Origin of the sequence: Pseudomonas sp. NPDC077451 (genome assembly GCF_044543345.1) — a bacterium.
Taxonomy (GTDB): Bacteria; Pseudomonadota; Gammaproteobacteria; order Pseudomonadales; family Pseudomonadaceae; genus Stutzerimonas.
The window spans coordinates 288059-314001 of sequence record NZ_JBITVX010000004.1; the positions used below are offsets into that span (position 1 = coordinate 288059).

At 58.3% G+C, this 25943-nt stretch carries 19 protein-coding genes; 2 read left to right on the top strand and 17 right to left on the bottom strand.

Going from position 1 to position 25943, the window contains the following annotated elements; genetic code table 11:
- Positions 1-109 precede the first annotated feature (109 nt).
- The 3 genes from ACIGHL_RS09715 to glnA all read right to left on the bottom strand — a co-directional run bounded on the left by ACIGHL_RS09715 (position 110) and on the right by glnA (position 2857).
- Positions 110-742, bottom strand: a complete 633-nt coding sequence (locus ACIGHL_RS09715; RefSeq protein ID WP_128119607.1) for a DUF4124 domain-containing protein — start codon at positions 740-742, stop codon at positions 110-112.
- Entirely contained in the window at positions 739-1266 is a 528-nt protein-coding gene (locus ACIGHL_RS09720) for a DUF4124 domain-containing protein (RefSeq protein ID WP_128119606.1), read from the bottom strand. Before ACIGHL_RS09720 ends, ACIGHL_RS09715 begins: the two co-directional genes overlap by 4 nt.
- Before the next feature lie 184 nt (positions 1267-1450).
- Positions 1451-2857: a glutamate--ammonia ligase gene (glnA, locus tag ACIGHL_RS09725; protein WP_045422502.1), complete on the bottom strand. Its 1407-nt coding sequence runs from the start codon at positions 2855-2857 to the stop codon at positions 1451-1453.
- 346 nt (positions 2858-3203) lie between these two features.
- Between glnA and thiI the strand changes: the two genes are divergently transcribed.
- Positions 3204-4658, top strand: coding sequence for a tRNA uracil 4-sulfurtransferase ThiI (gene thiI, locus ACIGHL_RS09730; protein WP_128119605.1), 1455 nt, complete (start codon positions 3204-3206; stop codon positions 4656-4658).
- Between the two features lie 168 nt (positions 4659-4826).
- Complete coding sequence (gene typA, locus ACIGHL_RS09735) at positions 4827-6647, top strand: translational GTPase TypA (RefSeq protein ID WP_216707009.1); 1821 nt, start codon at positions 4827-4829, stop codon at positions 6645-6647.
- A gap of 567 nt (positions 6648-7214) precedes the next feature.
- Here the strand turns inward: typA and ACIGHL_RS09740 are convergent.
- From ACIGHL_RS09740 to ACIGHL_RS09805, 14 genes are all read right to left on the bottom strand, one after another.
- Entirely contained in the window at positions 7215-8099 is an 885-nt protein-coding gene (locus ACIGHL_RS09740; RefSeq protein ID WP_128119604.1) for a tetratricopeptide repeat protein, read from the bottom strand.
- Entirely contained in the window at positions 8100-10559 is a 2460-nt protein-coding gene (locus ACIGHL_RS09745) for a hypothetical protein (protein ID WP_128119603.1), read from the bottom strand. It lies immediately after the preceding gene.
- 50 nt (positions 10560-10609) lie between these two features.
- Positions 10610-12712, bottom strand: a complete 2103-nt coding sequence (locus tag ACIGHL_RS09750; RefSeq protein ID WP_128119602.1) for a type VI secretion system Vgr family protein — start codon at positions 12710-12712, stop codon at positions 10610-10612.
- Positions 12713-12732: 20 nt separating this feature from the next.
- Entirely contained in the window at positions 12733-13722 is a 990-nt protein-coding gene (locus ACIGHL_RS09755) for a serine/threonine-protein kinase (protein ID WP_216707008.1), read from the bottom strand.
- Positions 13719-14456, bottom strand: a complete 738-nt coding sequence (locus tag ACIGHL_RS09760; RefSeq protein ID WP_128119601.1) for a PP2C family protein-serine/threonine phosphatase — start codon at positions 14454-14456, stop codon at positions 13719-13721. The genes ACIGHL_RS09755 and ACIGHL_RS09760 overlap by 4 nt, the downstream gene beginning before the upstream one ends.
- Entirely contained in the window at positions 14456-17995 is a 3540-nt protein-coding gene (gene tssM / locus ACIGHL_RS09765; protein ID WP_128119600.1) for a type VI secretion system membrane subunit TssM, read from the bottom strand. The genes ACIGHL_RS09760 and tssM overlap by 1 nt, the downstream gene beginning before the upstream one ends.
- Before the next feature lie 15 nt (positions 17996-18010).
- Positions 18011-18883, bottom strand: a complete 873-nt coding sequence (gene icmH, locus ACIGHL_RS09770) for a type IVB secretion system protein IcmH/DotU (RefSeq protein WP_128119599.1) — start codon at positions 18881-18883, stop codon at positions 18011-18013.
- A 5-nt stretch (positions 18884-18888) separates the two neighbouring features.
- Entirely contained in the window at positions 18889-20220 is a 1332-nt protein-coding gene (tssK, locus tag ACIGHL_RS09775) for a type VI secretion system baseplate subunit TssK (protein ID WP_064481266.1), read from the bottom strand.
- Positions 20221-20223: 3 nt separating this feature from the next.
- On the bottom strand, positions 20224-20703 hold the full coding sequence (gene tssJ, locus ACIGHL_RS09780; protein ID WP_128119598.1) for a type VI secretion system lipoprotein TssJ: 480 nt from the start codon (positions 20701-20703) through the stop codon (positions 20224-20226).
- 5 nt (positions 20704-20708) lie between these two features.
- A complete protein-coding gene (gene tagH / locus ACIGHL_RS09785) occupies positions 20709-21902 on the bottom strand; it encodes a type VI secretion system-associated FHA domain protein TagH (RefSeq protein WP_128119597.1) in 1194 nt (397 codons plus the stop codon).
- A 20-nt stretch (positions 21903-21922) separates the two neighbouring features.
- Positions 21923-22057, bottom strand: a complete 135-nt coding sequence (locus ACIGHL_RS09790; protein WP_045422479.1) for a hypothetical protein — start codon at positions 22055-22057, stop codon at positions 21923-21925.
- 194 nt (positions 22058-22251) lie between these two features.
- Positions 22252-24384 (bottom strand): lipase family protein, encoded by a 2133-nt coding sequence (locus ACIGHL_RS09795; protein WP_241509058.1) that lies wholly within the window; start codon positions 24382-24384, stop codon positions 22252-22254.
- Positions 24385-24390: 6 nt separating this feature from the next.
- Positions 24391-25128: a hypothetical protein gene (locus ACIGHL_RS09800; protein ID WP_128119596.1), complete on the bottom strand. Its 738-nt coding sequence runs from the start codon at positions 25126-25128 to the stop codon at positions 24391-24393.
- The gene (locus ACIGHL_RS09805) at positions 25125-25916 is read right to left on the bottom strand and encodes a DUF4123 domain-containing protein (RefSeq protein ID WP_241509057.1); all 792 of its coding nucleotides are present in this window, start codon (positions 25914-25916) and stop codon (positions 25125-25127) included. The genes ACIGHL_RS09800 and ACIGHL_RS09805 overlap by 4 nt, the downstream gene beginning before the upstream one ends.
- Positions 25917-25943: the final 27 nt, after the last annotated feature.

Genomic DNA, 25943 nt, shown 5'->3' on the forward strand with positions numbered 1-25943 from the left:
TTTCGGCGCGGCGCCGCGAGCACTAGCGCTCCAGAGCAGGGCGTCGAACAGGAAGGGGAGCGCTACACAACATGGCTTAAACTATGCACCATTCAGGTGCGCAGCATGGTCACAGAAAGGGCACGAATGGAATATCTTTCTTTTCCTTCGGTTTATCTTTCAGCGGGCATTCTGGCCGAACGCCGTAGTCGCCTTTCTTGCAAGGGTTGACCATTCGGCGTTGCGCAAGGGAGGTGCGCATCATGTGGAACACGCGAGGCGCGCTGGCCTGTAGGCGCTCGCCCTGGCTGTCGATCACTTCGACCACCAGCTGGTGGGTACCTCGGTCGACGTTTTGCAGCATCAATACGGGGCTTTCACCTGGCGCGCCCACAGCCGCGCCATCAAGCAGCAATTGATACTGATGGCCCGGATGCAGGGCAGGCGTGCTGGTCACACTGACTGCCAGCTCACCGGCATTGTTGCGAATGGTGGCGTCGGGATCGGGCTGCACGATATCGAGCACTGTGTAGCCTGGTGTGGTCGCCTTTAGAACCTTAACCACTTGCTTCGGCGGCGGTACGGGCTGTGCCGCCATGCTGTTAGCCGGTTTGGTCTCGACCTGCTCGGCGGCGCGGCCGCCCGGGCGATCGGTGAATACGCGGTTACCCTCGGCATCGGTGTAGCTGTAAATGGCTGCGCTCGCGGGCAATGCGAACGCTAGCAGCAGCCCCGAAAGCCCCAGCCGCGTGGTGCGTCTCATCGGCGCGCCGGGCTGGAGGTGTGGACGCGCTGAACGGTGAACTGCTCCTCGGCCTGCTGCACAACTTGGCCCCCGCTGAGCACCTGTACTTCGAGCAGGTGGGTGCCGCGATCCACGTTTATTAACTGTAGTGCGGTCGCGCTGCTGGGTTCTGCCTGGGGAACGCCGTCGAGCAGGAAGCGGATCTGGTGGCCCTGCTTTAGCGGCGGATCGAGCTGGGCGTTGACGATAAAGGTGCCGCTGTTTGCGCGTAGCGCTTGCTCGTCCGGAATACCGCCGATCGCGACGCTCCGATAGGGTTGCTGACGCTCCCCGCCGCTCTGCTCGTTGGCCAGCGGTGGTGGAGCTGTTGGCGTCTTGATATCAACGGTGTTGGCGGGCGGAAGGTCGACAGCGTCTGCCTCGACGCCCTCGGGTGGCTGATTGGTGAAGACGGTGTTGCCCTTGTCGTCGGTGTATTTGTAAATCTGTGCCATGGCCGGGGCCATGAGAGCGAGTAGCAGGCTGAACAATGCAATGCGCATGGGAAGCTCCGCGGTAGGGGTGGCGAGAAGCCTTGCACCGTGCTGGCGGCGAGGCAAGCGCGACCGTTGCGATTTGGGATCGACGCCACTCCGGTCGTTTGTCGTAACATCGGTATCACCAACTGATGACATCGCAGAAACGGAAAAGCCTCCCGAAGGAGGCTTTTCTGTCACGCGTACTGGCTTAGACGCTGTAGTACAGGTCGTATTCCAGCGGGTGAACGAAGGTACGGACCTTGATTTCTTCCTCGCTCTTCAGCTCGAGGTAGGCATCGATGAAGTCATCGGAGAACACACCGCCCTTGGTCAGGAACGCACGGCCCTTGTCGAGTTCTTCCAGGGCTTCCTTCAGGCTGCCGCATACCTGCGGGATCAGCTTGCCTTCTTCTGGCGGCAGATCGTACAGGTTCTTGTCAGCAGCATCGCCGGGGTGGATCTTGTTTTGGATGCCGTCCAGGCCAGCCATCAGCAGTGCAGCGAAGCACAGGTAGGGGTTGGCAGCCGGATCCGGGAAGCGCGCTTCGATACGGCGGGCTTTCGGGCTGGAAACGTAAGGGATACGGATCGAGGCGGAACGGTTACGAGCCGAGTAGGCCAGCATGACCGGTGCTTCGAAGCCTGGAACCAAGCGCTTGTAGGAGTTGGTAGCCGGGTTGGTGAAGCCGTTCAGCGCCTTGCCGTGCTTGATGATTCCGCCGATGAAGTACAGGGCGGTTTCGGACAGGCCGGCATAGCCTTCGCCAGCGAAGGTGTTCTTGCCGTCTTTGGAGATCGACATGTGTACGTGCATGCCCGAACCGTTGTCGCCGTACAGCGGCTTCGGCATGAAGGTCGCGGTCTTGCCGTAGACATCGGCCACGTTGTGCACGCAGTACTTCAGGGTCTGAACTTCGTCAGCCTTGTTTACCAGCGTGTTGAACTTGACGCCGATTTCGTTCTGACCGGCAGTCGCCACTTCGTGGTGATGCACTTCGACGACCAGGCCCATCTCTTCCATGGCGTTGCACATGGCCGTACGGATTTCGTGGTCGTGGTCGCACGGCGGAACCGGGAAGTAGCCACCCTTCACGGCCGGGCGATGGCCCTTGTTGCCGCCTTCGACGTCCTGGTCGGTCATCCAGGAGCCTTGCTCGGAGTAGATCTTGAACATCGAGCCGGAGATGTCGGACTTGAACTTCACCTGGTCGAAGATGAAGAACTCAGGTTCCGGGCCAACGAATACAGTGTCGCCGATGCCGGTGGACTTGAGGAATTCCTCGGCGCGCTTGGCGATGGAGCGTGGGTCGCGGTCATAGCCCTGCATGGTGCTTGGCTCGACGATGTCGCAGACCAGAATCAGGGTTGGCTCTTCGGTGAACGGATCCAGAACGGCAGTTTCATCGACCGGCATCAGGATCATGTCGGAGGCTTCAATGCCTTTCCAGCCATGGATGGACGAGCCGTCGAACATTTTGCCGTGCTCGAAGAAATCTTCGTCGTGAGCATCGCGCGCCGGAACGGTCACGTGGTGCTGCTTGCCCTTGGTGTCGGTGAAGCGCAGATCAATCCACTTCACATCGTAATCTTTGATCAGTTGAAGCGACTTCGACATGGTGCTCTCCAAGTGGTGGAAGCGTTGACAGATATGCTTCCGGAATCTAGGGGGTGAAGCCGAGCGGGCGATACTCCGTCAAGGCGACCTGCCTCACAAGGGAGCAAATTACATGCCAGTGCTCCGAGATGGATCCGAGCACCCTTGTTAAGCCGCCCTAGCGTACTCGCCGTCGTTTAGTGCAGCTGTGCTTGTTTATATGCGCTCTAAATTGGTGCGAAAAGTAATGGGATTGTTCCATAAGGGTGCAAGGTTGGGCTTTCCGATAAAACTGTCTAAAGCTTGACCAAATTCCGATATACTCCGCCCCCCTCTTTTCACGCCATGCTGGCGCTGCGCTGTTTCCATGAAACTGATCGTCAAGGTTTTCCCCGAAATCACCATAAAGAGCCCACCGGTACGCAAGGGCTTCATTCGCCAATTGGCGAAGAACATCCGTACCGTGCTGCGCGACCTCGATCCCGAACTGCGGGTGGAGGGGGTGTGGGACAACGTTGAGGTGGAAACCGCGCTCAGTGATCCGAAAACCTTGCACCAAATGATCGAGCGCCTGCGCTGCACGCCGGGCATCGCCCATTGCCTGGAAGTGCACGAGTACCCGCTAGGCGATCTGGACGACATCCTCGCCAAGTGCAAGGCGCACTATGCCGACCGTCTGCCGGGCAAGATCTTCGCCGTGCGATGCAAACGGGCAGGCAAGCACCCATTCAGCTCGATGGATGTAGAGCGATATGTTGGCAGCGAGCTTCGCCAACAGTGCGGCGCCGCTGGCATCTCGCTCAAAGCACCGGAAATCCAAGTGCGGATGGAAATCCGCGACCAGCGCCTGTTTGTCGTGCACGCACAGCACGACGGTATTGGCGGCTACCCGCTGGGCGCACTTGAGCAAACGCTGGTGCTGATGTCCGGCGGCTTCGACTCCACAGTGGCGGCGTATCAGATGATGCGCCGCGGGTTGATGACCCATTTCTGCTTCTTCAATCTGGGTGGTCGCGCCCACGAGCTGGGCGTGATGGAAGTGGCCCACTATTTATGGAAGAAGTACGGCAGCTCCCATCGCGTACTGTTTATCAGCGTGCCGTTCGAAGAAGTGGTCGGTGAGATCCTGGAAAAGGTCGATAACAGCCACATGGGTGTGGTGTTGAAACGCATGATGCTGCGCGTCTCGACTCAGATCGCCGAACGTTTGCATATCGACGCGCTGGTAACCGGTGAAGCGATCTCTCAGGTCTCGAGCCAGACGCTGCCTAATCTGTCGGTTATCGACTCGGCTACCGATATGCTGGTGCTGCGTCCGCTGATCGCCAGCCACAAACAGGACATCATCGACACCGCTTCCGAGATCGGCACCGCCGAGTTTGCCAAGAACATGCCCGAGTACTGTGGCGTGATTTCGGTGAACCCGACGACCAAAGCCAAACGCTATCGCGTCGAGCACGAAGAGAAACAGTTCGACATGGCGATCCTCGAGCGCGCTCTGGCGAATGCCCGGCAGGTGGCCATCGATCGGGTGATCGACGAGCTGGGCCAGGATTTGCAAGTTGAAGAAGTTATCGAGGCGAGTGCCGGGCAGGTGGTAATCGACATTCGCCACCCCGACCTTGCCGAGGACGAACCTCTGCAACTGCAGGGCATCGAAGTGCAAACATTGCCGTTTTATGCACTGAACAACCGATTCAAGGAACTGGACGACAATCGCCAGTACCTGCTGTATTGCGATAAAGGTGTCATGAGCCGCCTGCATGCTCATCATTTGCTGAGCGAGGGGCATGTCAATGTGCGCGTTTATCGTCCGAGCTAAACAGCCCGGCCTGCTGGGCGGCAGTATCCGCCACCGCCCTCCCGACCCGCTTTGCGGCTGAATCGCCGCAACACGTCGCTAACGATCTATTCCCTTCATCCAATCTTTTCGCGTTGGGCAGCTTGAAGCATTTGCCGAGTAGCCCAACCCAACTACGAGACCACTACTGTGATCGACAATCTTCGCAACATCGCCATCATCGCTCACGTTGACCATGGCAAAACCACTCTGGTCGACAAGCTCCTGCGTCAGTCCGGCACTCTGGAGCGCGGCGAGCTCAACGACGAGCGCGTGATGGATTCGAACGACCAGGAAAAAGAGCGTGGTATCACCATTCTCGCTAAGAACACTGCAATCCGTTGGAACGACTACCGCATCAACATCGTCGACACCCCCGGCCACGCCGACTTCGGCGGTGAAGTTGAGCGCGTGATGTCGATGGTCGACTCCGTGCTGCTGCTGGTCGATGCCCAGGACGGCCCGATGCCGCAAACCCGCTTCGTGACCAAGAAGGCCTTCGAAGCCGGCCTGCGTCCGATCGTGGTGATCAACAAGGTCGACCGTCCGGGCGCGCGTCCTGATTGGGTGCTGGACCAGATCTTCGACCTGTTCGACAACCTCGGCGCCACCGAAGAGCAGCTGGACTTCCAGGTCGTCTACGCCTCGGCCCTGAACGGCATCGCCGGTCTGGACCACACCGACATGGCTGAAGACATGACCCCGCTGTACCAGGCCATCGTCGACCACGTACCGGCTCCGAAGGTCGACATGGACGGCCCGTTCCAGATGCAGATTTCAGCGCTGGACTACAACAGCTTCCTCGGCATCATCGGTGTAGGCCGTATCGCCCGTGGTCGCGTCAAGCCGAACACCCCAGTCACTGCCATCGACATGCACGGCAAGAAGCGTAACGGCCGTATCCTCAAGCTGATGGGTCACCACGGTCTGCACCGTGTCGACGTCGAAGAAGCCACCGCTGGCGACATCGTCTGCATCAGCGGTATGGATGAACTGTTCATCTCCGACACCCTGTGCGACCAGAACAACGTCGAAGCGATGAAGCCGCTGACCGTTGACGAGCCGACCGTTTCCATGACCTTCCAGGTCAACGATTCGCCGTTCTGCGGCAAGGAAGGCAAGTTCGTCACCAGCCGTAACATCAAAGACCGTCTGGACAAGGAGCTGTTGTACAACGTAGCCCTGCGCGTTGAAGAAGGCGACTCGGCCGACAAGTTCAAGGTCTCCGGTCGTGGTGAGCTGCACCTGTCGGTACTGATCGAGAACATGCGCCGTGAAGGCTTCGAAATGGCCGTAGGCCGTCCGGAAGTGATCATTCGTGACGTCGACGGTGCCAAGCACGAGCCGTTCGAGAACGTCACCATCGACATCCCGGAAGAAGCTCAGGGCAAGGTCATGGAAGAGATGGGCTTGCGTAAGGGCGACCTGAGCAACATGGTTCCGGATGGCAAGGGCCGTGTGCGCCTTGAGTACAACATCCCGGCTCGTGGCCTGATCGGTTTCCGTAACCACTTCCTGACCATCACCAACGGTGCGGGCATCCTGACCTCGATCTTCGACCGCTACGACGTGATGAAATCCGGCCACATGTCCGGTCGTCAGAACGGCGTATTGGTTTCGGTCGAGACTGGCAAGGCACTGACCTATTCCCTGGAAACCCTGCAGGCGCGCGGCAAGCTGTTCGTTGAGCACGGCCAGGAAATCTACAACGGTCAGATCGTCGGCCTGAACAGCCGTGACAACGACATGGGCGTCAACCCCACCAAAGGCAAGAAGCTCGACAACATGCGCGCATCGGGCAAGGATGAAACCATCGCCCTGGTTCCGCCGGTGAAGTTCACCCTGGAGCAGGCGCTGGAATTCATCCAGGACGACGAGCTGTGCGAAGTTACGCCGAAGTCGATCCGTCTTCGCAAGAAGATCCTCGACGAAGGCGAGCGCAACCGCGCTGCGAAGAAAGCCAAGGCTTGATTCGGGCTTAGCTGCAAAAAGGCGCCTTAGGGCGCCTTTTTGCTACCCGCGAAAACTGCCAAACAAATGCCTGGGCTCGAAATCAATTCAATGCATCGCTTAAAGATACGCAGTACTACTTAGATCGCGGGTCGTTCGGGTGCTCTGTGGGAGAGTCGTTACAGGTCTAGCGCTGTTTAAACAGGCACTGGCTTGCTTGCCTGCTCAAGCTATATCGAGTTGTAACAGGTGCTTGCCGCGATGGTACCTCGCGTTAGGGAATGCCGAAGAGCAGCGATACAAGCGATCCAAAGCATTTGTTAGTGAGGCCGCATCTGAGCAAGAGCTGAACGCGATCAGTGAGGCGTTACAGCGTGGTCAGTGACTGGCGATAATAGGTTTGTCGACGAAGTGCAACGCATCACCGAGCGCGGTATCGAGCGAAAAGCCAATGTAGGCTGCGAGCCAAAAACGAAAGTAAATCTGTTCAGTTTTTTATTTTTCTTTTTGACAAAACAAAACGCCCCAACAAAAGATCGGGCGTTTTTGGTCTCTTCTGCTGGGTTAAGGGTGTATACAACTCTGATGCTAGCTCAATAATCGCGCCATGACTCTCATAGGCACTAGCCTTTTCTTTCCAATATTTTCCATTTGTGAATAATATTTTTGGTAGTAAGGTTTCGCTTCCTCTTGAAGTCCTTTCTCCCAAAGGACGTCGGCCAGATTCAGCATGAGTACAGTGCGTTCGGGCGATATTTCTTCTACGTTTCGAAGCACGCAAAGAGCTAGATCAAGCTCGTTCGCTTCAGCTAATGCATAGCCAATGTCGTTATAGATCGAAATGTCGGGTTTAGCGGTTGGAGGTTTTCTAATTGTTTCCTTATTTTTTCTGTCAGAGGTATAGGATCTGATTGCTTCATAGTCGCGGTTTGCCAGTCTGGTAAGAATTATTTGGTGAATAAGCTTAGGGGAGTCAGTTTCCCCATCTTTCAGCTTTTGTTTGGCCAGTTCACTTGTTGGGTAAAAGTAATACTGCCTTTCTCCATTTTCTGCGTCCCCCTCGTAGCCAGAGATAAGCTGTTCAAGCCTTTTAAACCTTTCGATTGATCCAGAAACCTCCTTAAACACGTAGCTGATATATTGCGTTCCTTTTAATCCTAAACCACTGTGGTTCAGGTCATAAGAACAGGTAATAACTAACGCATTAGACCCGTCGGGTAACGCGAGCGAGTAGGAGCTACTAAGCGACGGTTCTCCTCCCTCCGGGTTGCATCGCACTGGAAGGACCATGCGCTGCCCACCTTCCTGAACCAATTCAGCTGTTAATGCCTTTTCGTCGCCATCGCTAGCGGTGTTAGAAAAGTGTATCTCATGGCTTCCTAAGAAGCTTGGTGATAGGGGCTTTATTAGCTCTTCGGCTACAGAGGTATTAACGAGGAGGATCGAAATTATTAGTGGCTTAAGGAAGTTCATTTATATCTCAAAGAGTCCACGGAGCGATTCGAAAAGTTCGACGCGTTCGGGTAGGCCGATAGTTCCACCGTTAACGATTGTGGAAACGTCCGCGACGTGAGTGGTAATATTACTCTCAGTCCTTGCGCTATAAGACTTCAGTATTTTTTTATTCATATCGTTCATTTCCCACCAGACAAAGGCGGACTCAATTCCATATTCAAGGTTGCTGGTAACCAAGTCTGGATTGCTTACAAAATCTTGGTGGTCCTGTGCGTTTTTTTCATTATGTATGCGAGTATAGGCTATGTAGTTATTTTTGCCGGTAAGCTGAATAATCCCTCGGCCACGGTACTTGTATCCGTCGCGGCTTTCTTCATCACCATTACCATTTCGGCCAGCGTAAACATAGCTGCCTAGGTTTTCTGCGTTTCTTTCGTATTTGGCAGCTTCTGTCCATAGCTTTGGCCTTAGCCTAGGGGATATCTTGCAGTCGTCCTTGCTCGCGTCGTAACCACGTATGTTGTTCTTGCAGCCAAATACTTCCCGCATACGCTTGGCAGAATAGCTCAAGTTTTCTGATCTCACTATGAAGCCGCTTTCATGGCCGACTTGAGATAGAAAGTTGGCAATAAGTAGCGGCGTGTCTATCTTGTATGATATGGCGTATTTATTGAGGTGCGGAAGTACAGCTTCAGCGTAATTGTCAGTAATGCTAGGGCTCGCAGTTTTGAGCATTTTAAGAGTAATGAACTCTTTGCGTTTCGCTTTAAAGAGGACTGTTAACCACTGAGGCTGTACATGCCAAGCCTTACCATCCCCACCGATCCCGTGTTTTTCGGCTAGATCGCTCCACCAGCTCAGCTTCTCGATTCGCTGCTTTTCCGTTTGCCAAATCAGATTCGGTCTTCCAGGTTCTTCCTCCAGTAACGGATCCAGCTCATCCCATTTACTTTTTTCCCAGAACCATTCGCTTTCATGTCCGGTGATCAACTGTCCGAGCAATTGCGCCTGCCAAGGCTTGGTAAGGGCGGCACGGATTTCCCGGCTGCTCAGTATGCCGTCCTTGTCTGCGTCGACGATGTCATGCAACCGGGCCAGCGTCAGGATGGGGCCACCGTCTGCCTTGTTGATCTGGGCGCGGTAGTTTTGCTGTTCTTCCGTGCTCAGCAGGCGGCGGGCGTTGAGACTATAAGCAAGCTTCTCGACAGCAGTCCCGGTTTCCTCGACGCAATGGAAGCCTTCCCATTCCCAAGGGCTATGGCGGGTAGTGATCAGCTCCTGCTCGGCGAGCCAGCCATCGATGGGGTTGCCGTTTTCGTCGGCGAACAGGCTGTTCAGTCGCCACCATATGGTTGTGCTTGCTGGCGTACTGCCTTCGGCAGGGATAGTGACCTGAATCTTGTGCGAAGCCGGCAATCCATCCACCAGCGTTTGCGGAATTATCAGGTCGACACCGACTTGCGAGCCTTCATCGCTGAGTTTGGGTGGATTCTCAGCACCTATGTCCTCTCGATGAGCGATCAGTTTGCTGGCGCCTTTGTAGACCTTGAGCAGGGTTTTCTGGCCGTCTGGCAAGCGGCTGGCCCAGGCGCGGCTGCGCGCGATGAACGCAGGTGCATCATCGCAGCTGAACAGTTCGACATGGACCATGTGCTGGGCGGCGCTGTCGTGGTTCTGGTACAGGCCTGGATGGCCGATCAGATCATCGGCCTTGATCGGCAGCCCGCTCTCGAGAACGACTACCTTGTCGTATTCCGTTGGTTCGCTGTGCGGTTTGAGCAAACTGGTGGATACATAGCCGGGCAGTTGCCCTTGATCGTCAGCAGCCAGCGCGGGCTGTGCCGTCCCGCTGATGATGCTGATCAGCTTGCTGAATTCGCCTTCCGTTTCGCCAATGGTGACTTCAGCACCCTTGCACAGCTCTGACAGTTTGGTGGTGTTCTTGCTCGGGCCTGCGCGAACGCTCAGGCCGTCTCTCTGCGTATTCACGGTATAGCGCTTGGCATCCCAGAAAGCGGGGCGCATCAGGTCCGGTTTCGCTTGGTAGCCCGCCCAGTCCAGCAGATGCATGTAGAGGCTGTAGAGGGTCAGGCTTGGAGGGTTTTGCCCATTGCTAAGGCTGCCGTCAGAGTTCTTCAGTGGCGGTGGCTGGAGGCTGTGCTTGACCAGCACGAACCCCGTGGAAAAGGGCGCTCGTTTCACGCGCGGGATCTCGTCAGTGAATTCGCTGACCGGGTAGCGCTCGTCGATGCGGTAGGCAATCACATCGCCATCGGCTATACAGCGCACGCTCGTCTGATCGAAAAATGCCGCCGTGCCATCGTCGAAATGTACGCCGCCGTGCCATAGGCCATTCTCCCCAGTGGGGTAGTAGCCACCCTTGGCGTTAGCCATATGGGTCATGAGCTGCAGTGGGTTGCTGTTCGGTTCCTTGCTGGGAAACGGGTATGCCCAGTTGATCGGCTTGTTTTCGGCCATCGATGCTTCCTTACTGTTCGAGCTGGCCTGACGGCCGCCCCTGTCCTTTTCTAGCCGGAGAAATTGAGAGAGCGCTTGCGTTTGCTGGTTACCTTGGCTCCCTCGCCCGGTGGTGCCTGTTCCAACAGGCTCCCCGCCTTATCCCTATCTGCCATTCCCGGCGGCACCGGCGGCTTGATCTTTATCCCTGCTCCCTTACCTGGCGCACCACCGGCGTTGATCTTGATCATCGGGCCGCTGACGGTGATGCCGCCGGGGTCGAGCTTGATAAAGCTGCCGCCTGCTTTCAGGGTCAGTTCGATGCCGGCTTCGATGACCATCTTCTGGCCGGCTTTTAGGTGAATCTCGCGGCCGGCTTTGGTCAGTTGGGCGGTGCCGAGCTTGATGTGCTGGGCCTGGCCGACGGTGAGGTGATCTTCAGGTTTGACTTCGACCTTGCGGTGGCCGACGACGGTCAGGTGTTCTTCGGCGCGGAACTCGCTGTAGCTGTTCTTCTCAACGGTGTCGTGGCGTTCATGGCCAACGCGGATCTTCTGGTCGTGCTCGATGTTTTCGTCCCAGTCGCGCTGGGCGTGGATGTAGATCTGCTCGGCGCCTTTGCGGTCTTCGATGCGTAGTTCGTTGTAGCCACCTCCACCGGGTGAGCTCAGGGTCTTGAAGACTGAGCGGGTCTTATTTGCCGGCAAGTCGTAGGGAACCTGGTGTTCGGCATGGTAGAGGCAACCGGTCACCAGGGGTTGGTCGGGGTCAGCTTCGAGAAAGGTGACCAGCACTTCCATGCCGACGCGCGGGATTGCGATACCCCCGTAGCCGTCACCGGCCCAACTGTTGGAGACGCGCAGCCAGCAGCTGGTCTTGTCGTCCGCCTTTCCCTCTCGATCCCAGAAGAATTGCACTTTGACCCGACCGTACTCATCGCAGTGAATCTCCTCGCCAGCGGGGCCGGTAACCACCGCGGTCTGGGCGCCGAGTACGCGAGGTTTTGGGTGGTTCAGTGCTGACCGGTAAGGAACTTCCCAGGGTGTAGCAAGGAAACGGTTGCGGTATCCCTGATTGAATTCGGTGTCGCCGAAAGGCCCCTCACCCCAGCTGTCTCCTCGACGGGGAGGAGGGCTTGAACCTTGTAGGTCGGGATTACTGGTAATTGACTCTTCCAACACCTGTGGCTGTTTGCCCTCATGAAGCACCTCGGTCAGCAGCCAGAGGTCGTTCCATTCCGGGCGGGGGTGGTCGGATATTTCCAGCAAGTGACCACTCACAAGCGTGGGCTGGTCGCTTCGGCCTTCAGCCAGTCGGTAGTCGGCACGATGGCGTTCAAGGGCGCGCTGGGAAAGGTGCTTGCCACGGGTGCGATCCGAAAAGCGCGCGGGGTAATCGTAGTCTTCAAGCGCTGGTCTTGGTGAGCTCTGTTGTTCGGTGCTCTTGTGGTTAGCCTCCATCACCAGGCGCGGCTGCTCGAAGTCATAGTCACGCCGACTTACTTGGTTGGTTCGGGTCTCCAGACGCACGGAAAAGCGTTTGATCACCGGCTCGTCGGCGACCAGCCCGCTGTCCTGCAGGTACGCGGTGGGCTGTCCGAGTTTCGGGAAGCTCGTCTGGTCATCACCGAACACCAGCACATGGCCCTGTGCGCTGTGCTCGAAGTGGTAGTGGATGCCCTCTTCTTCACACAGACGCTGGACAAAATGCAGGTCGGTTTCGTCGTACTGAGTGCAGTAGTCACGCTCGGGATAGATCGCCGGGCCGAGCTGAAATCGATAGACGTCCGCTTGTATGCCGTGACCTTCGAGCACCTGAGCGATGATTTGCGGGACGGTCAGGTGTTGAAAGATGCGCTGATCGGTGCGGTGCGCGAGGTAGGCCAGTTGCGGAACGATGGTCACCTGGTAGCGGGTCAAGCGTTTGCCGGACTCGCCCTGGGCGACGCGATAGATCACCCCATTGATACCGTTGCCTGCCGGCGAGAGTGCTAGGAAGGCTGGCTGGTGCAGCAGGCTTTGCAGATCCAGATCGGCGTGCTCGCTGACAACCTCCAAGTCGAAGCGGTAGGGCTGGCTGATGGCCTCGCGACCGTTGAAGGCGAGTACCTGCAGGTCGTGATCGATGCCTTCGATGGTGAGGCTGAAATGGGCTTCATTGGCCGCGTTGAACATGGCGCTTCCTTGTTTCCTTGTCATCCATGGGCGCGCCCGAACCAGCGCTGCAGGCGGCTTGGTGCGGGGCGGCGGAATATATTCAGCAGTTGGGTCAAGCTCGCTGTGCGCTGATCAGCATCAAACGCCAGCGCTGCCTGCAATGTGAGCCAGCCATGAGCCAAGTGCGGTGGGCGTTGTAGTTCCTTGTCGAGGGCCAGCGCTTTTGCCTGCTTGGCACTCAGCCGCCGGAACGGGTGGCGGCCGCTGGCCATTTCATAAAGCAGGCAACCGAGTGCGTACATATCGCTGGCTGCTGATGGCTCGCCGCCGTCCAGAAGCTCAGGGGCTGCATAGCGCGTGGTCCAGGCCTTGAATCGGTTGCGGGACAGACGAGGCAGATTCTTCAGCACGCCTTCGAGCGGCTGGCCAAGCCCGTAGTCGAACAAGCGCAGACCATCCTCCGCCAGTATTACGTTGCTTGGTTTGATGTCACCGTGAATGACGCCGCGGCTGTGGGAGTAAGCCAAGGCTTCGATCAGCGGCACGGCGATTTCGCGTAACTCGTCCCAGGTGAGGCCTTCGGGACGTTCGCTGAGCAACTGGTCGAGCGTGGGTCCCTTGAGCAGTTCGAGTGTAATGAAGGCGCGCTGGCTGAGGGCGTCCACGTCAAAACCGAACAATCGCACAACGTGGCGATGACTCAAGCGTGCGGTCAACGCGAACTCGGTATAAAGCAGCGCATGTGCGTCGGGGTACTCGGTGAACTCGTCGCTCAGGGTTTTGACGGCGATGTAGGGTTCCGGGTCGCCAAACTGCTCACGTAGAAGGTCCCGCGCGCGGTAAACGGCGCCCATGCCGCCGACGCCGAGCAGCCGTTCGATCAGGTAGCGTCCTGCCAAGACTTCAGGCAAGTCGCTAGCGGCGGTGGCTGCGGCCGATGTGGCCAGACTCGCTGGTGTGGTGGCCGAGGCAGCGAAAGCGAAGTAGGTGAGGTCTGATGCCGGCTCTGCACGCAGGGGCTCGTTCATAGGCGGATCACCACAGCGCTCAGGTTGTCTCGACACGGACCGTCCATGGCCTCGTCAAACAGCCGCTGCAGGGCTAGGCTCGTTGACGGTGCGTTGAGCGCTGCTCCCAGGCTGTCCGGCGACAGGCTTTGGTAGAGCCCGTCGCTGCACAGCAGCAAGGTATCGCCTGGATACACGTCGAACTCGAGGATATCCAGCGTCAGTTGTTCGCTGGCGCCGATGGCGCGGGTAAGGGCATGCGCTGCAGGGTGGCGCGCGGCTTCCTGCGGGCTCAGGCTCTGCTCATCGATCAGCTGTTGCAGCAGCGAATGGTCGCGTGAGAGCTGATAGAGCCGCCCGCGGCGCCAGAGGTAGCAGCGGCTGTCGCCAGCCCAGACGCAGGCGGCGCGATCGGCTTCCATCAGCAGCGCGACCACGGTGCTGCCAATCACGGGGTCGGGGCGGTCAGCCGTGACTGTCAGTTCCTGTCCCAGCCTGCGGTTAAGGTCATGCAGGCAGCGGCGCAAGCTGACCAGGCGCTCGGACATGTTGCCCTCAGGCAACACGGCGAGCTGCTCGACGATCAGACGGCTGGCCAGCGCGCCGTTGTGGTGGCCGCCCATTCCATCGGCGACAACCCAGAGGCCTTGCTCGGGACGGTCGAGAAGGGCATCTTCATTGCGCGCGCGAACTTTACCCGTATCGGTCCGCGCGGCGCTGCGCCAGCTGTAAGCCAGGCTTGCGGTGGCTGACATCACAGCGTTGCCGGAAGCTTGAAGTCACGCAGCCGGGCGATGTCGAACGGGTTCGGCGAGCGCTGGCTGTGCAACAGGTAGTTAGCGTTGCGACCTCCCAGATTGGCCTTGAGCATGAGCACGTCGCGACCGCTGTGGTAGTCGACCTGCATCAGGTCCAGCAGACGGAACAGCGACCAGGGGCCGGTGTTCTTCTCGATGCCAACGCGGCGCCCGCCCAACTCTTCGACTACCAGGCTGGTGCGGCCGTCCTCTGCATCGGCTGGCCAGCTGAAGGCGGTCTGCATGATCGGACCGTGGCGGTATTCCATCTGTTGATTACCGAAGCGGAAGTCGGCGCGACCCAGGCTCGAATCCAACGAGTAGGGTTCGAGTTTGAAACGAATCTGCGGCTCGTTCGGGTTTTCTGCAAAGAAACTGCGGCGGATGGTTTGTGCGTTACTCATTTGCGACAGGAATTCGCGTGACAGGGGCAAGCCACGGCCGTCGACTCGACGAAGTTGATAGTGGCCAGCGCTTCCGCTGACGAACGCCTTCAGGTAGCGATCAAAGAACCCGTCAGCGACGCCTTGCGTCTTGAAGAACTCCCTGAAGTCAGCGATGGCCACATCACTCTCGCTGTGGGCGCTAAACGGATAGCGCTGGCGCAGCGAACCCTTGTAGACCGCGTAGAGCTCGCTCTGGTAGCGCTGGTTGAGGTAGTGATAGGCATCGTTTAGAACGAGCGTCCAGCTGTCTTCGGCGAGGAGGCCGAGCCAGTTACCGATCGGTTGTGGCAAGCGCGCTGCGCTCGCGCGCAACTGGTTGATTGCATCACGTTGCCCGCCCATGCGCGCCTTAGCGAGTTCGAACGCCGCCTGATCAGGCGCGCTGGCGTGGGTCAGGCTAGCCAGTTGCAATTGAAGAGCGTCGAGGGCTTGCAGTGTTGGGACAAGCTCGGCGCTGGCGCCTGCGTTTTCATCGAGCAGCCGATGCAGCGGTTCGAAGCGGCGCTCGAGTGTTTTGCGCGCCGTATCAGGCAGGTTCTTTGCTAATGCTGCCTGTGTTTGCTCTGCAGCGGCTGAAGCCAGCTTGGCCGCCTTGCCGAGCTTGCCGTTGGCTTCCTTGAGGGCGTCGGCTGCCTCCGTGGCATCGCCGGCGGCATCGGCTACGCCGGCGAATCGGGTGTTATCGCGGACCTCGACGAGCAATTGCAGCAGCGGCGAATTGGCTGCGCTCAAGCCGCTGAGAAGTACCGAGCCCTGGCCAGCACCTGCGATAGGCTCCAGCGCCAGCTGAGCTACCGCTTCGCTCCAATAGTTGGCGTAGTCACGGAAGTAGAGCTGCTCCATCTCGACCATCAGCCGTCCAAGATCTTTCAGACTCAAGCTGTCGCCTTCGCCGAGCACCCAGTTGTCGCGGAGGATCTCGCGTACCAACTCGCTGCCTTGGGCGAGATAAAACTTCTGATAACCATGCTGGGTATAAAAGCCAGGAATCGTGTAGTCGCTGCCGCTGAACAATGCGCCCTGCGGGCCGAGACGCTGACTGAACCGGTAGTCGGGCAAGCTGCGAGCCTGGTCGCGCAACATGCGATAGACGACGTTGGCTAGCGACTCGCTGCGCAGCACCTGACGTGCCTCGGTAACGAGCTGGTCGTTAAGCGCATAAGGAGCGAATCCGTCATTGAGTAGCCGCTCGAAATGGGTGTTGAGACCGTTCTGCGCGACGGCGTTTCCGGCGTAGCGCAGCGACCAGTCGGCGGCGACCCAGTCCTTGAGGAAGTCGTCGTCGCGGCGTTCTTCCAGATTGAACATCAGGTAGGCGCGCAGGCTGCCAAGCAGGCGCTCTCGATCAGTGAGATTGGCGCGGATTTGGGCTTCGAGCTGACGCGCAACACGAGGCAATAGCAGGGTTTGCAACTCGCGGCGGTAGGCCTGATAGACGGTGGGATCGACCAGCGCGCCCTGGTAGAGCCCGCCGCGCTGCAGGTAGGACACCTTAGCCTTGTCTGGGAATACCTGGGCGGCCGCATAGCTGGTATCCAGCGCCTTGAGCGTACGCAATGCATCGTCTTGGGGAGCGATTTCCTGGAGCTCGCGACCCAGCTGGTTAGCGAGGTTGCGCAGCTGCTCGAGTCGTTCGTGATTGCCGGAGAAACCGTTTGCCCAGAGCGCACCAAACAGTGCCAGGCAGGCGAAGCTCGCGGCATACAGGGCGCGCTGACCCCAGTCGATGCGGCGTACTTCCTTCTGATCCAAGCCGGCCAGGTCCGCCTCGGGGAAAATTACGCGGCTTAGCAGGTGATTAATGAAGCGCGCCCGACCGCTACGGAACGTCGGCAATGTACTGCTCGACAAACCGAGGTTGCGTCCGATGCCGCTGGTGAGCGGGTCGAGTTCACCTTGCAGCTGCGGTGCGCTGGTCAAGTAGAACCCGCGCAGTTGGCTGGCACGCTGGTAGCGGTTACCGGAGAAGGCCAGCTCGACGAAGAGGCACAGCCGCTCGCCGATCTGGCCGAGCTGATGCGGAAAATCGAGAATGCGCCCCCGGCGCTGGGTGTCGCGCTCCTGGTGCATGCGCAGGATGACCTGGCTGTTGAGTCGGCGCAGCAGTTCCTCGAACTCGCCCCGGATTGCATTGACGTCGGTGCCGTCCTGCTCCTTGCGGAAGCTGGCCCCCAGCACCTGATCGCTTTCTTCGCGCGAGAGTTGATCGAAGAACTCGTCGAAGCCAAGCACCTTGTCCGCTTTACTCAATACCAGATAAACCGGTACGTCGGCCCCGAGGCGCTGGTGAATTTCGTGCAGGCGCTGACGGCTCTGGCGCGCCAGGGTCTCGAGTTCCAGTTCGCTCGAATGAAGCAGCTGCTCGACCGGGATGTTGATCAGTACGCCATTGAGTGGCCGTGCACGGCGGCGACGCAGCAGGCCAAGCAATGTATTCCAGGCTTTGCCGTCGACTCCCGAGTCCGGCTGGGTCAGGTATCGGCCGGCGGTATCGATCAGCACGGCGTGGTCGGCGAAGTACCAGTCAGCGTAACGGGTGCCTGATACATCTTTGGTCAGACGCTGGTTTTCACCGCGGTTGAGTGGGAAGTCCAGGCCGGAAAAGTCCAGCAACGAGGTTTTGCCACTGCCCTGAGGGCCGAGCAACAGGTACCAGGGCAGGTCGTTGCGCCATTTCTCACTGCGCCCGCGGTACAGGCTCGAACTCTTGAGCGTGCGCACGGCGTCGCGGTAGCGTTGGCTCAGGATGCCTTGTTCCTCACTGACCAAGCCCTCACGCCGAAGTCGCTCCTGCATTTGTTCGTCGCTGGCTTCGGCCTGTTTGCGGCGGGTGCTACGCCAGCTGGCGAACACGATGAATAGACCCCAGACCAAGCACAGGCCGGCAATGGTCAGCAGGCGGCTGGTCGAGGGCTCCCAGAATTTGTAGTCGTCCACCGCCAGCAGCGGTCCGACGAACCACACCAACAGGGCCAGGGCCAGCAAGACGCACAGGCTCCATACCCAGGTCTTGCGGAAAAACGCGGCAAGCTTGCCGAAAAAAACCTTCATGGCGTTACGTCCTTGTTACGGCTTGGGCTCGATCTGAATGGCTGGATCGATGGGTTGGTATGGTTGCAGGACCGTTTCGCGCTGCTCGCCCAGCACCCAGGCAAAACCGGCGTAAAGCATCCCAAGGCAGATCAGGGTACACAGCGCGACCATCCACCACGGCACGATGCGCACCAAGCGCCGGCGGGTATCCTTCAGACCCTGCCAGTGGGGCGAGACCTCGCGCGGTACGTCGCCGCGCAGTTGACGAATCTGCCGGTAGAGGCTGTCTCGCACCGCTTCGAGTTCGAGCATGCCGCGCGGCATGACCCGGTACTTGCCCTCGAAACCGAGCGACAGGCAGAGATACATCAGCTCTAGCATCGGCAAGTGCTTGACCGGGTTGCGCGAGAGGCGCTCGAGCAGCTGGAAGAACTTCTCGCCGCCAAAAGTCTCGTTATGGAAGGAGGAAAGCAGGCTCATCTGCGACCATTCACTTTCGTTGCCCCAAGGTGTGGTCACCACAGCCTCGTCGATTGCCGTGCATAACACGTAACGGGCGGCCATCACCTGGCTGCTTTCCGCACCATCGTGCAGGGCCCGGTGTTCGAACAGCTTGAGTTCGCCGGACAGGCGCTGGTTCAGCGCGAGCAGATCTTCGCCTTCGTAGCTGTGCTTGAGCCGCACCACTTCCGAGAGCAGAGAGGAGGCCGCCGCTACCAATGGGTTGAGGCTGATGTTGAAGGTTTCGGCCGGACGCAGCCGCGCTGCGTAGATCATCCGCTCTTCGAGCTGCTCGAATTTGGGGGGCGTGCTGAAGTCGGTCAGCGGGCTTTGCGCCGGGGCATCGCCGTGGCGATTGAGGATGACGGTCTTGTCGTCCTGTTCGTAGTCCATTTCTCTGATCATGTCGGTCAGTTCCTGATCGCCCAAAATTTCAGCTCAAGGCCGGTGAATTCTCCGGACACGTGGAAGGCGAAGCCGCCGGAACGCTCCAGCTGCGCCAGTTCCTCGGAGTTGAGTTCCAGTGCGAAATAGGTCTTACCGGAATGAAATGGGATCTGCCGCGGCGCCACCGGCAGCGGTTTCACCTTGATCCCCGGCAGGTGAAGATTGACCAACTGGCGAATACGCTCCACCGGACCGACCTTGAGGTGAGCTGGCAAGCGCGTTCGCAACTCTTCGGAGTCGCATTGGGCGCTGGCTGCGAGTACGAACGAGGCGCTGCCGAGCAGCTTGTGGTCGTGCAGCGGTGAGACCTGGATGCCGTACTGGCGCTGCTGCAGTAGCAGCTCGATGGCGTGCTGCTCAAGCACCATCGACAGCACCTGGCGAATCGCGTCCATCAGCTTGCGAAACGACAGACCCTGGTCATTGTGCAGGTAGCGACCCTCCAAGCGAGGGCGCTTGGTCTCGCTGGAGAACGTCGCCAGTTCCCCCAGCAACCCCAGCAGCTCACGGTAGATGTGTTCGGGATGGATCCGGTCGATGCCCATGTAATGGCGTAGCACGGGTTCGTAGCGGTTGATCAGCTGCAGCATCATGAAGTCGCCGACTTCTGCGCCGCCTACTTTGCCGGTCGCGCGAATACGCTCGGCCAGGATGTCGCCGCGATGCCCCAGCATGCTGATCACTTCCTTCAGGCACGACAGCAGATAGCTGGACGCCTGGAAGTCGATAAAGGTCGGTATGTACTCGGGGTCGAGGCTGATGACCCCATCCGGTGTGGTGTCGAGGATGTCGCAAAGCTTGAGTTTCACGTAAGCCTGGTCGCTCTGCTGCTCTCCCAGCAATAGCCGAAAGTCCGGTCGCCCAGTGCTGACCTGGCTGCTGCTGCTGTCGCCTGCGTTGGAGTCAGTGACCTCTTCGTCGAACGCGGTATAGCGCGCCAGCACGTCCTTCTGTTCTGGGCGGCGGCTCTCGATGTGATTGCCGGTCACCAGCGGTAACGCCAGGTACACAGGCGTATTTCCAGTGTTGGGCGGCACGTCCAGGGCCAGTGGCTCACGCTCGGCGCCAATCTCGAAAAGGCTGCCATCAGGAAGTAGACCACTCGCCTGGCTAAGCACCAGCTTGCCCATGTTGAGGAACTGACGGTCGATCTCCAGTCCGAAGAAGCCCCAGGCGTAATGGCCTAACTTCTGTGTCCGCAGCTTGAGCTGCGCGTCGTAGTAGCGATCGCTTTGCTGGAAATGCTGTGGACGCAACAGCATGCCTTCCTGCCAGATGACTTTGTTCATGCTCATCAATCAGTCTCCCTTCGCGAGCGGATCGATGGCCTTGATGCCGTGCTCGTCCAGCATCAGCTCAATGCGGTTCTGTGCCTTGTCTTGCAGCGGGATTACGAAACGCCAGCTCGATTCAGGCAGGTCGCGATAGGCGGCCAGCACGCCGACATAGCGGCTACCGTCCTGAACAAACAGCTTGAGGTCGCGCTGCTCGCCTGGGCGCAGTTCCAGCTCTTCCTGAATCACCATGTCCGGGGACAGGGCTTCCTTGGGTCGCTGGTAGAGCGAGAAGAAGTCGGCGTTCTCGAAGGCCACCGGATGCTTGAGCTCCAACAGGCGTATCACGACGGGCGAAGGGCGGCCGTTAAGGTCGGGGTTGAGCCTGTCGCTCCCCTGCAGCGACAGGTCCAGCTTGGTCAGATCTGAGTTGGGCGTGAGGGCAGAGCAGCCGCTCAGAACGGCAAGTGCCGCCATCACCGCGGCGGATAAAAAGCGTGACATGGACATCATCCTTGAAGGTCTGTGTTGAGCGTGGCGATCAGGCGGGCCTGCTCTTCGTAAGCCTGTGCGAAGTCTCGAGCAAACAAACGTTCGCCCCAATCGTCGTCACGCTGCATCGCCGAGTGCAGCCGCTTATAGGCACGCCAACGATTACCGGATGTGGAAATAAGAGGCTTGTTGTCACGCTCGAAGCGCAGCGCCAGCTGATCAGGGGACAGTTGCTCCAGCATGCCTTTGATGGCGGCGCGACTGGCGGCCAGCATGGCCACTTGGTGCGCCTGAAGATCACGGTAAGCGCGCCCCATGGCCTGTTCCGCAGGTAGCTGCCCCGGTTTGCCGCCGCGCAGCAGGAGGTTCAGAGCTTCCCCCCTGTCGGTGCTGTGCTTGAGCGGGTTGTTGCCGGCACTCTGCACGGTGGTCACTGACAGGCGCATCTCGTTTTTCAGCTCGCCCCGGGTGCGCAGCGCCTGTTGAAGCCCACCGACGCTCTGCTTGAGCAGACATGCGGCCTTGAGGGCCAATGCTTGACGAGCTTCTTCGTCCAGGCTGTCCAGATTAACGCCGAGCGCTTCACCGAAGCGCGTCCAGAAGTCTGGTGCTAGACGTTCGGGCTCCGGTGCGATCTGGGGTGGTGTGGCCTCCTTGGGCATCACCAATTCGGGAACCCGGAGGTTCTCCTCGTCGATCTGCGCATAATCGCGCTGCTGAGCTTGGGCGCGTGGGGGCGCGAGGACCGCAGTCAGGTCGTCGACCTCAGCGTAGACGCGTTCCTGCTGATCGAGAGCAGTCAACGGGTCGAGGTCAAGAAAGGCATCGTCGGGGATGATGCTGCCGGCCGGCTGTGGGCGGCCGATATCGCCTTCGAAAGAAGCGGGGTCCTGAATCAGTCGTGCGCGGATTTCGAAGTCGCCCAGGCAATACACGCTGCCGTGTTCGATTCGCTGCGCCCGGCCTTTGTCCAGGCTGGCGCCAGAGTCTTTGAGCTGAATGCCGTTGCTACTGGTGTCGGTGAGGAAGAATGTCCCGTCGCGGTAGCTTACTTCGGCGTGTCGGCTGGACAACACCCGCTTACGGTCCGGGATTACCCAGTCGCAATCCTCAGCGCGGCCGATGATGCCGCCGGCCTGCTTGAAGGTCTTACTGCTAATCAGCCCTGGCGCGAACTGCTGCGCACTGACCATATCGAAAACCAGTTCCATGGCTTCTTCTCCTTGGCGAGTCAGCTACTGCGTGTCGATGCTTGCGGATCACCCAAAGGGCGATACTCGTCGTCGTTGAATTTGTAGTTACCGGAGCAGCCGGCAAGGGCGAGGGATGCGATGAATAAAACGAGGGCGCAATAGCGGGCTAGCACGCGATTTCCTCCTTGAAAGCGTGTGGGCAGACGGCCCCGCTGACCGATAACGGCGAAGCGAGACTCAGGCTGTGCATTGAAGTTCAGCTGGCTACTCGCGTGGGTGAACGGGGTCACGAAAAAAAGGGGGGGTGGCTTGGAAACGAGAGCTGCAGCTATAAATGCTTTCGCCCTCGTCAGACCTAACGAAACTGCTAGGCGAAGGCTTGGGCGCTTTCTTTTTTGATGGCAGCAAGCCGCTCTGCTGCCTGGTTGTCGTTGATGGCGCGCCATTGCGCGACCAACTCCGCAATATCGACTCGTTTTGCGTGTTCGCCGAACACGCTGCGTGGCGTCACCAAGCGTTCCGCCTGTGCAAGTAAACGTTGCTGGGTTCGAGTAAGAGCGGGACTCTGTTCAGCTCGAACACGTTCCCCCTGTTCGATTGCATCGGCATAAATGGCACGTAGTTCCAGATCGCTTTTGCCGTAGAAACGCATCTCACCCCTGCGCCTGATTTCCCAGCGGAACTCATTGAATGAGCGCGCTTGCCAGTTTTCCAGTAGCTGGGCGGTGCTTAGCAGCTGGGCATAGATGTCACGGATTTCAGCCTCGCTGAAGAGCTTTCCGTTGCGCTCTTCGACGCTGGCATTCCAGCGCAGCAGATTAGTGAGCGCTGCTCGTGCATAGCCGCTATCGCTGGCATGGTGAGTACCCGCAAGTGCAAGCCGATTCGGCATATCACCATCCAAGCCGATTTCGCCAACGTAGCGTGCGCAGGTTTGCTCATCGATCAGCGCGCAGCCCGGTTGCCACAGCACTGCTGCCTCGCTTCCGCCCCCGGGTTTACGAGGCATGAAATGCCACTGCTCGCCGTGGTGCTCGTAGGAGTCGCCCTGAAGATTAACGAGCCCTGCAAGCAACAATGCTATGCCGCTTACTGGCGAGCTGAAAAGCAGAGCTGTACCGGGGAGAGCCAGTTTCCACTCCGCGTCCATCCAAGGCAGCGGAACGGCGGGAACTGGGTCGTTATGGTTGACGATACGGTGGTGGGTAAGCGGCTGGGCGGCTTTAACGAAAGCAGCGTCGCCGGCGCGGGGTGCGCCATAGGTATAAAGGATGACCTTTGGTTTGGTGGGCTTACGACGCAGCCACTCCGCAAGCAGAAGGGCAACTGCTCCCCCTAGGCTATGGCCACAAATCACTAACGTTTGCTCGCCTGTGTAGAAGGCATTGAGGTAGCGCTCAACGAAGGGTTTCGCTGCTTTGTAGCCACCATAGAACCCGCGATGTGCCTGGCCTTCGCCATCCTCAAATGGCACCTGGCGAGCATCAGCGTCGCGGCTGGCATCTGCCAGAATTTCCTGAGTGCCGCGCACCGAGATCAGTACTACTTTGTCGTTATGCGTAATGAAGGCTTGGGTATTCGCGACCGCGCTGTATAGAAAATGCACGTCTTCTGGGTTGTGCCATTCAGCCCGCGCTTCTTTTCCGTAGCGATCTGGATCGTAGGGCACAATCTCGAGGCGCTTCGAATAAGCAACTTCCTCACAAAGTAAATGATAGGGGCCCGCACCATCGAACTGCGTTGGCTTGACTCGACGTCCCAACTGATTCTGCAGCACATGGCCGATGCTCCCAATCGAGTCGTAGGGAGGAGGTGAAGAGACGTAAGGCTTCTTTTCGGTATTAAAAGGGGCGTAAACGAACGTGCTCATCAGCGCGAGGTGGTAAGCGTTCAGTGCACAGAAGTCGGTATCGCGGGAAAGTAGTGGACTATAGGCGCGAAGCGCTTTGATTTCGATTACATGGTGCTGGTTACAAATGAGCGCAATGCCAAACTGATCCGTTGCTAAACCTGCGCTTTTCTTTAATTGCGAAGGTCGTCCCTTCCAAGACTCGTCTGGCTCTGGCAGATGACTTTTTACCTCGGTGAAGTCGCTGACTTCAGCCCGAAGAAAACGAGCCCTCTCTCTCGCTGCGCGTTCTTCTGCTAGATAAGTCATGCCGTTGGGACTACGAGGTCCGGCGGGCGATTGCTCCGCCGCTATTTGCAGTGATGTCAGCGGAATCTTGAAAGACTTTCTTAGCGCTAGCTCTTCATACCATGGGTCTGGATATGTAGTGGCTAGTTGCGATAGATCCAGAACGGCGGCTCCCGGATGTACATTGTGGATTTCCGCCAACCCATCGCTATCCAGAAGGCCTTCGAAAGCTTGCCCTTGGCAATCAACCAATCTGTACGGCAACTCAGCATAGGGTTTTCCTTCTCCTAACTCATTTACGAGCCGAAAGCTAAACCAGGTGCTGCGTAATGGGCATTTAAGTATTTCAACGGCACGCTCCATCCTTGGTCACTCCGTACAGTTTGGGTAGATAGTGCATTCACGATTGTTATTTCTGTAGGTCTTGAATACCGGCGGGTCTTGGCATCCCTGCCATCCCTCTTTTGGTAAGCATGGCTTCCAACCTTTCGGAAATTTAATCCAGGTATTATCCCGGTAAGGGAGTTCTTCGGGCTTCAGTTTAAAAGAAAGGTTGACGGTTTTATTAGGAAGTTTATCCCGCGTTAGGTATGCGCCAGCGTTGGTGCAATCCAATACTTTGGATATTTCAAGGTTTAGCTTGCTTTCCTGAAACAGCCATGAGCATTCGGCTGTCTTGGCTAGAGTCCCGTCTGCTCGAAATGCTGGAGCACCCTCGGGTAGTTGGTCGATTATGGTCAACCCACCGTTGTCATAAGTTTGTTGCCAGTCCTTGTCGCCGTAACGGGCATTGATGAACAGCCCGACCCGGGCCAGCGGCAGGTCGCACGTACCATCGCGGTAGTTCACTGGAATACGGAATCGGTATTCATGAGGGTGACTGTCAAAGTCTGCTTTGAATGTCTTCGTCTGGCTCCGGCCGCCGCAGTTTCCCGCTGCTCCGTAGTGAGCCTGTGCTTTGAGGGCAAAGTCGGCGGGCAGCTCACCTTCTAGCGTGAAGGACTCAGCGCCTAGCGGACCCACCGTGCTGCAAGCATTAAGGGAAAGGGCTAGCAGCGCCGGCCACCACAGCAAGGCGCCGGTATAGGATTTCTTGGTCGGATTCATAAGAAAGGTTTCCGTGCATTGGGACTCGAAAGCACCGTGCTGACCCGGGCGAAATGGGCTTCTCTTGTTTCATGCTCGGCGGGCGCCCAAGCCGGGTGCTCAGCAAGCGCAGGGTCCAGTTGGTGGAGCAGCAAGAAATGCAGCTGTTGTTCAGCAAGCCAATTCCAGCGTCGGGCTTTATCGAGTTGCTGATCCAGCCAGTCCGTTAGCAGACGAGTTTCGGCGAGATCCGCGGTGGCCTTTGAATGGTTCTGCCACAGCCAGAGCTCAAGATTGTGTCGGCTGATATGGTGCTGCACCGTTTCCGGTTCGGCTATCGCAAGCCATGGCGTCTCGAACGGTGCGGGGCACTGGTCGGGCCGCGGATTATCGAAGCACTGCCAGCATTGACCATCCCAGCACAGCGCGCTGCTTAGAGGACCGAGCAAAAGTGGCCGTTGGATTTCCTCTATCTCGCGAAGATGGTGCGCAATGACGCGGTTGTCCTGGAAACGATAGAGCGCTCGTTGCTCTCGCTCATTGATCAGCATGCGTTCACGCCAGTGCTGGGCGAGGACAGCTAAGTCGACGCGCTCGGCACTTGCCAGCCACCCCCAGCCGCGTTCAGGTGTATCAAGCAGCGTTTGAATGAACTCCGAACAGGGGGTGTGCACACGAACCAGCCAGGGGCCGACATCTGTCATATCGGCCAATTCGGTGTTTTGGTAAAGGTTGACGTAGTCCTGCATCAGGTTCGCGCTGAACAGGGCGTTGATTGGGTCCGGTTCTGCGAGACGGTCAACGACCAACAACAGCTCGCGCTGGTGGCCTATTTG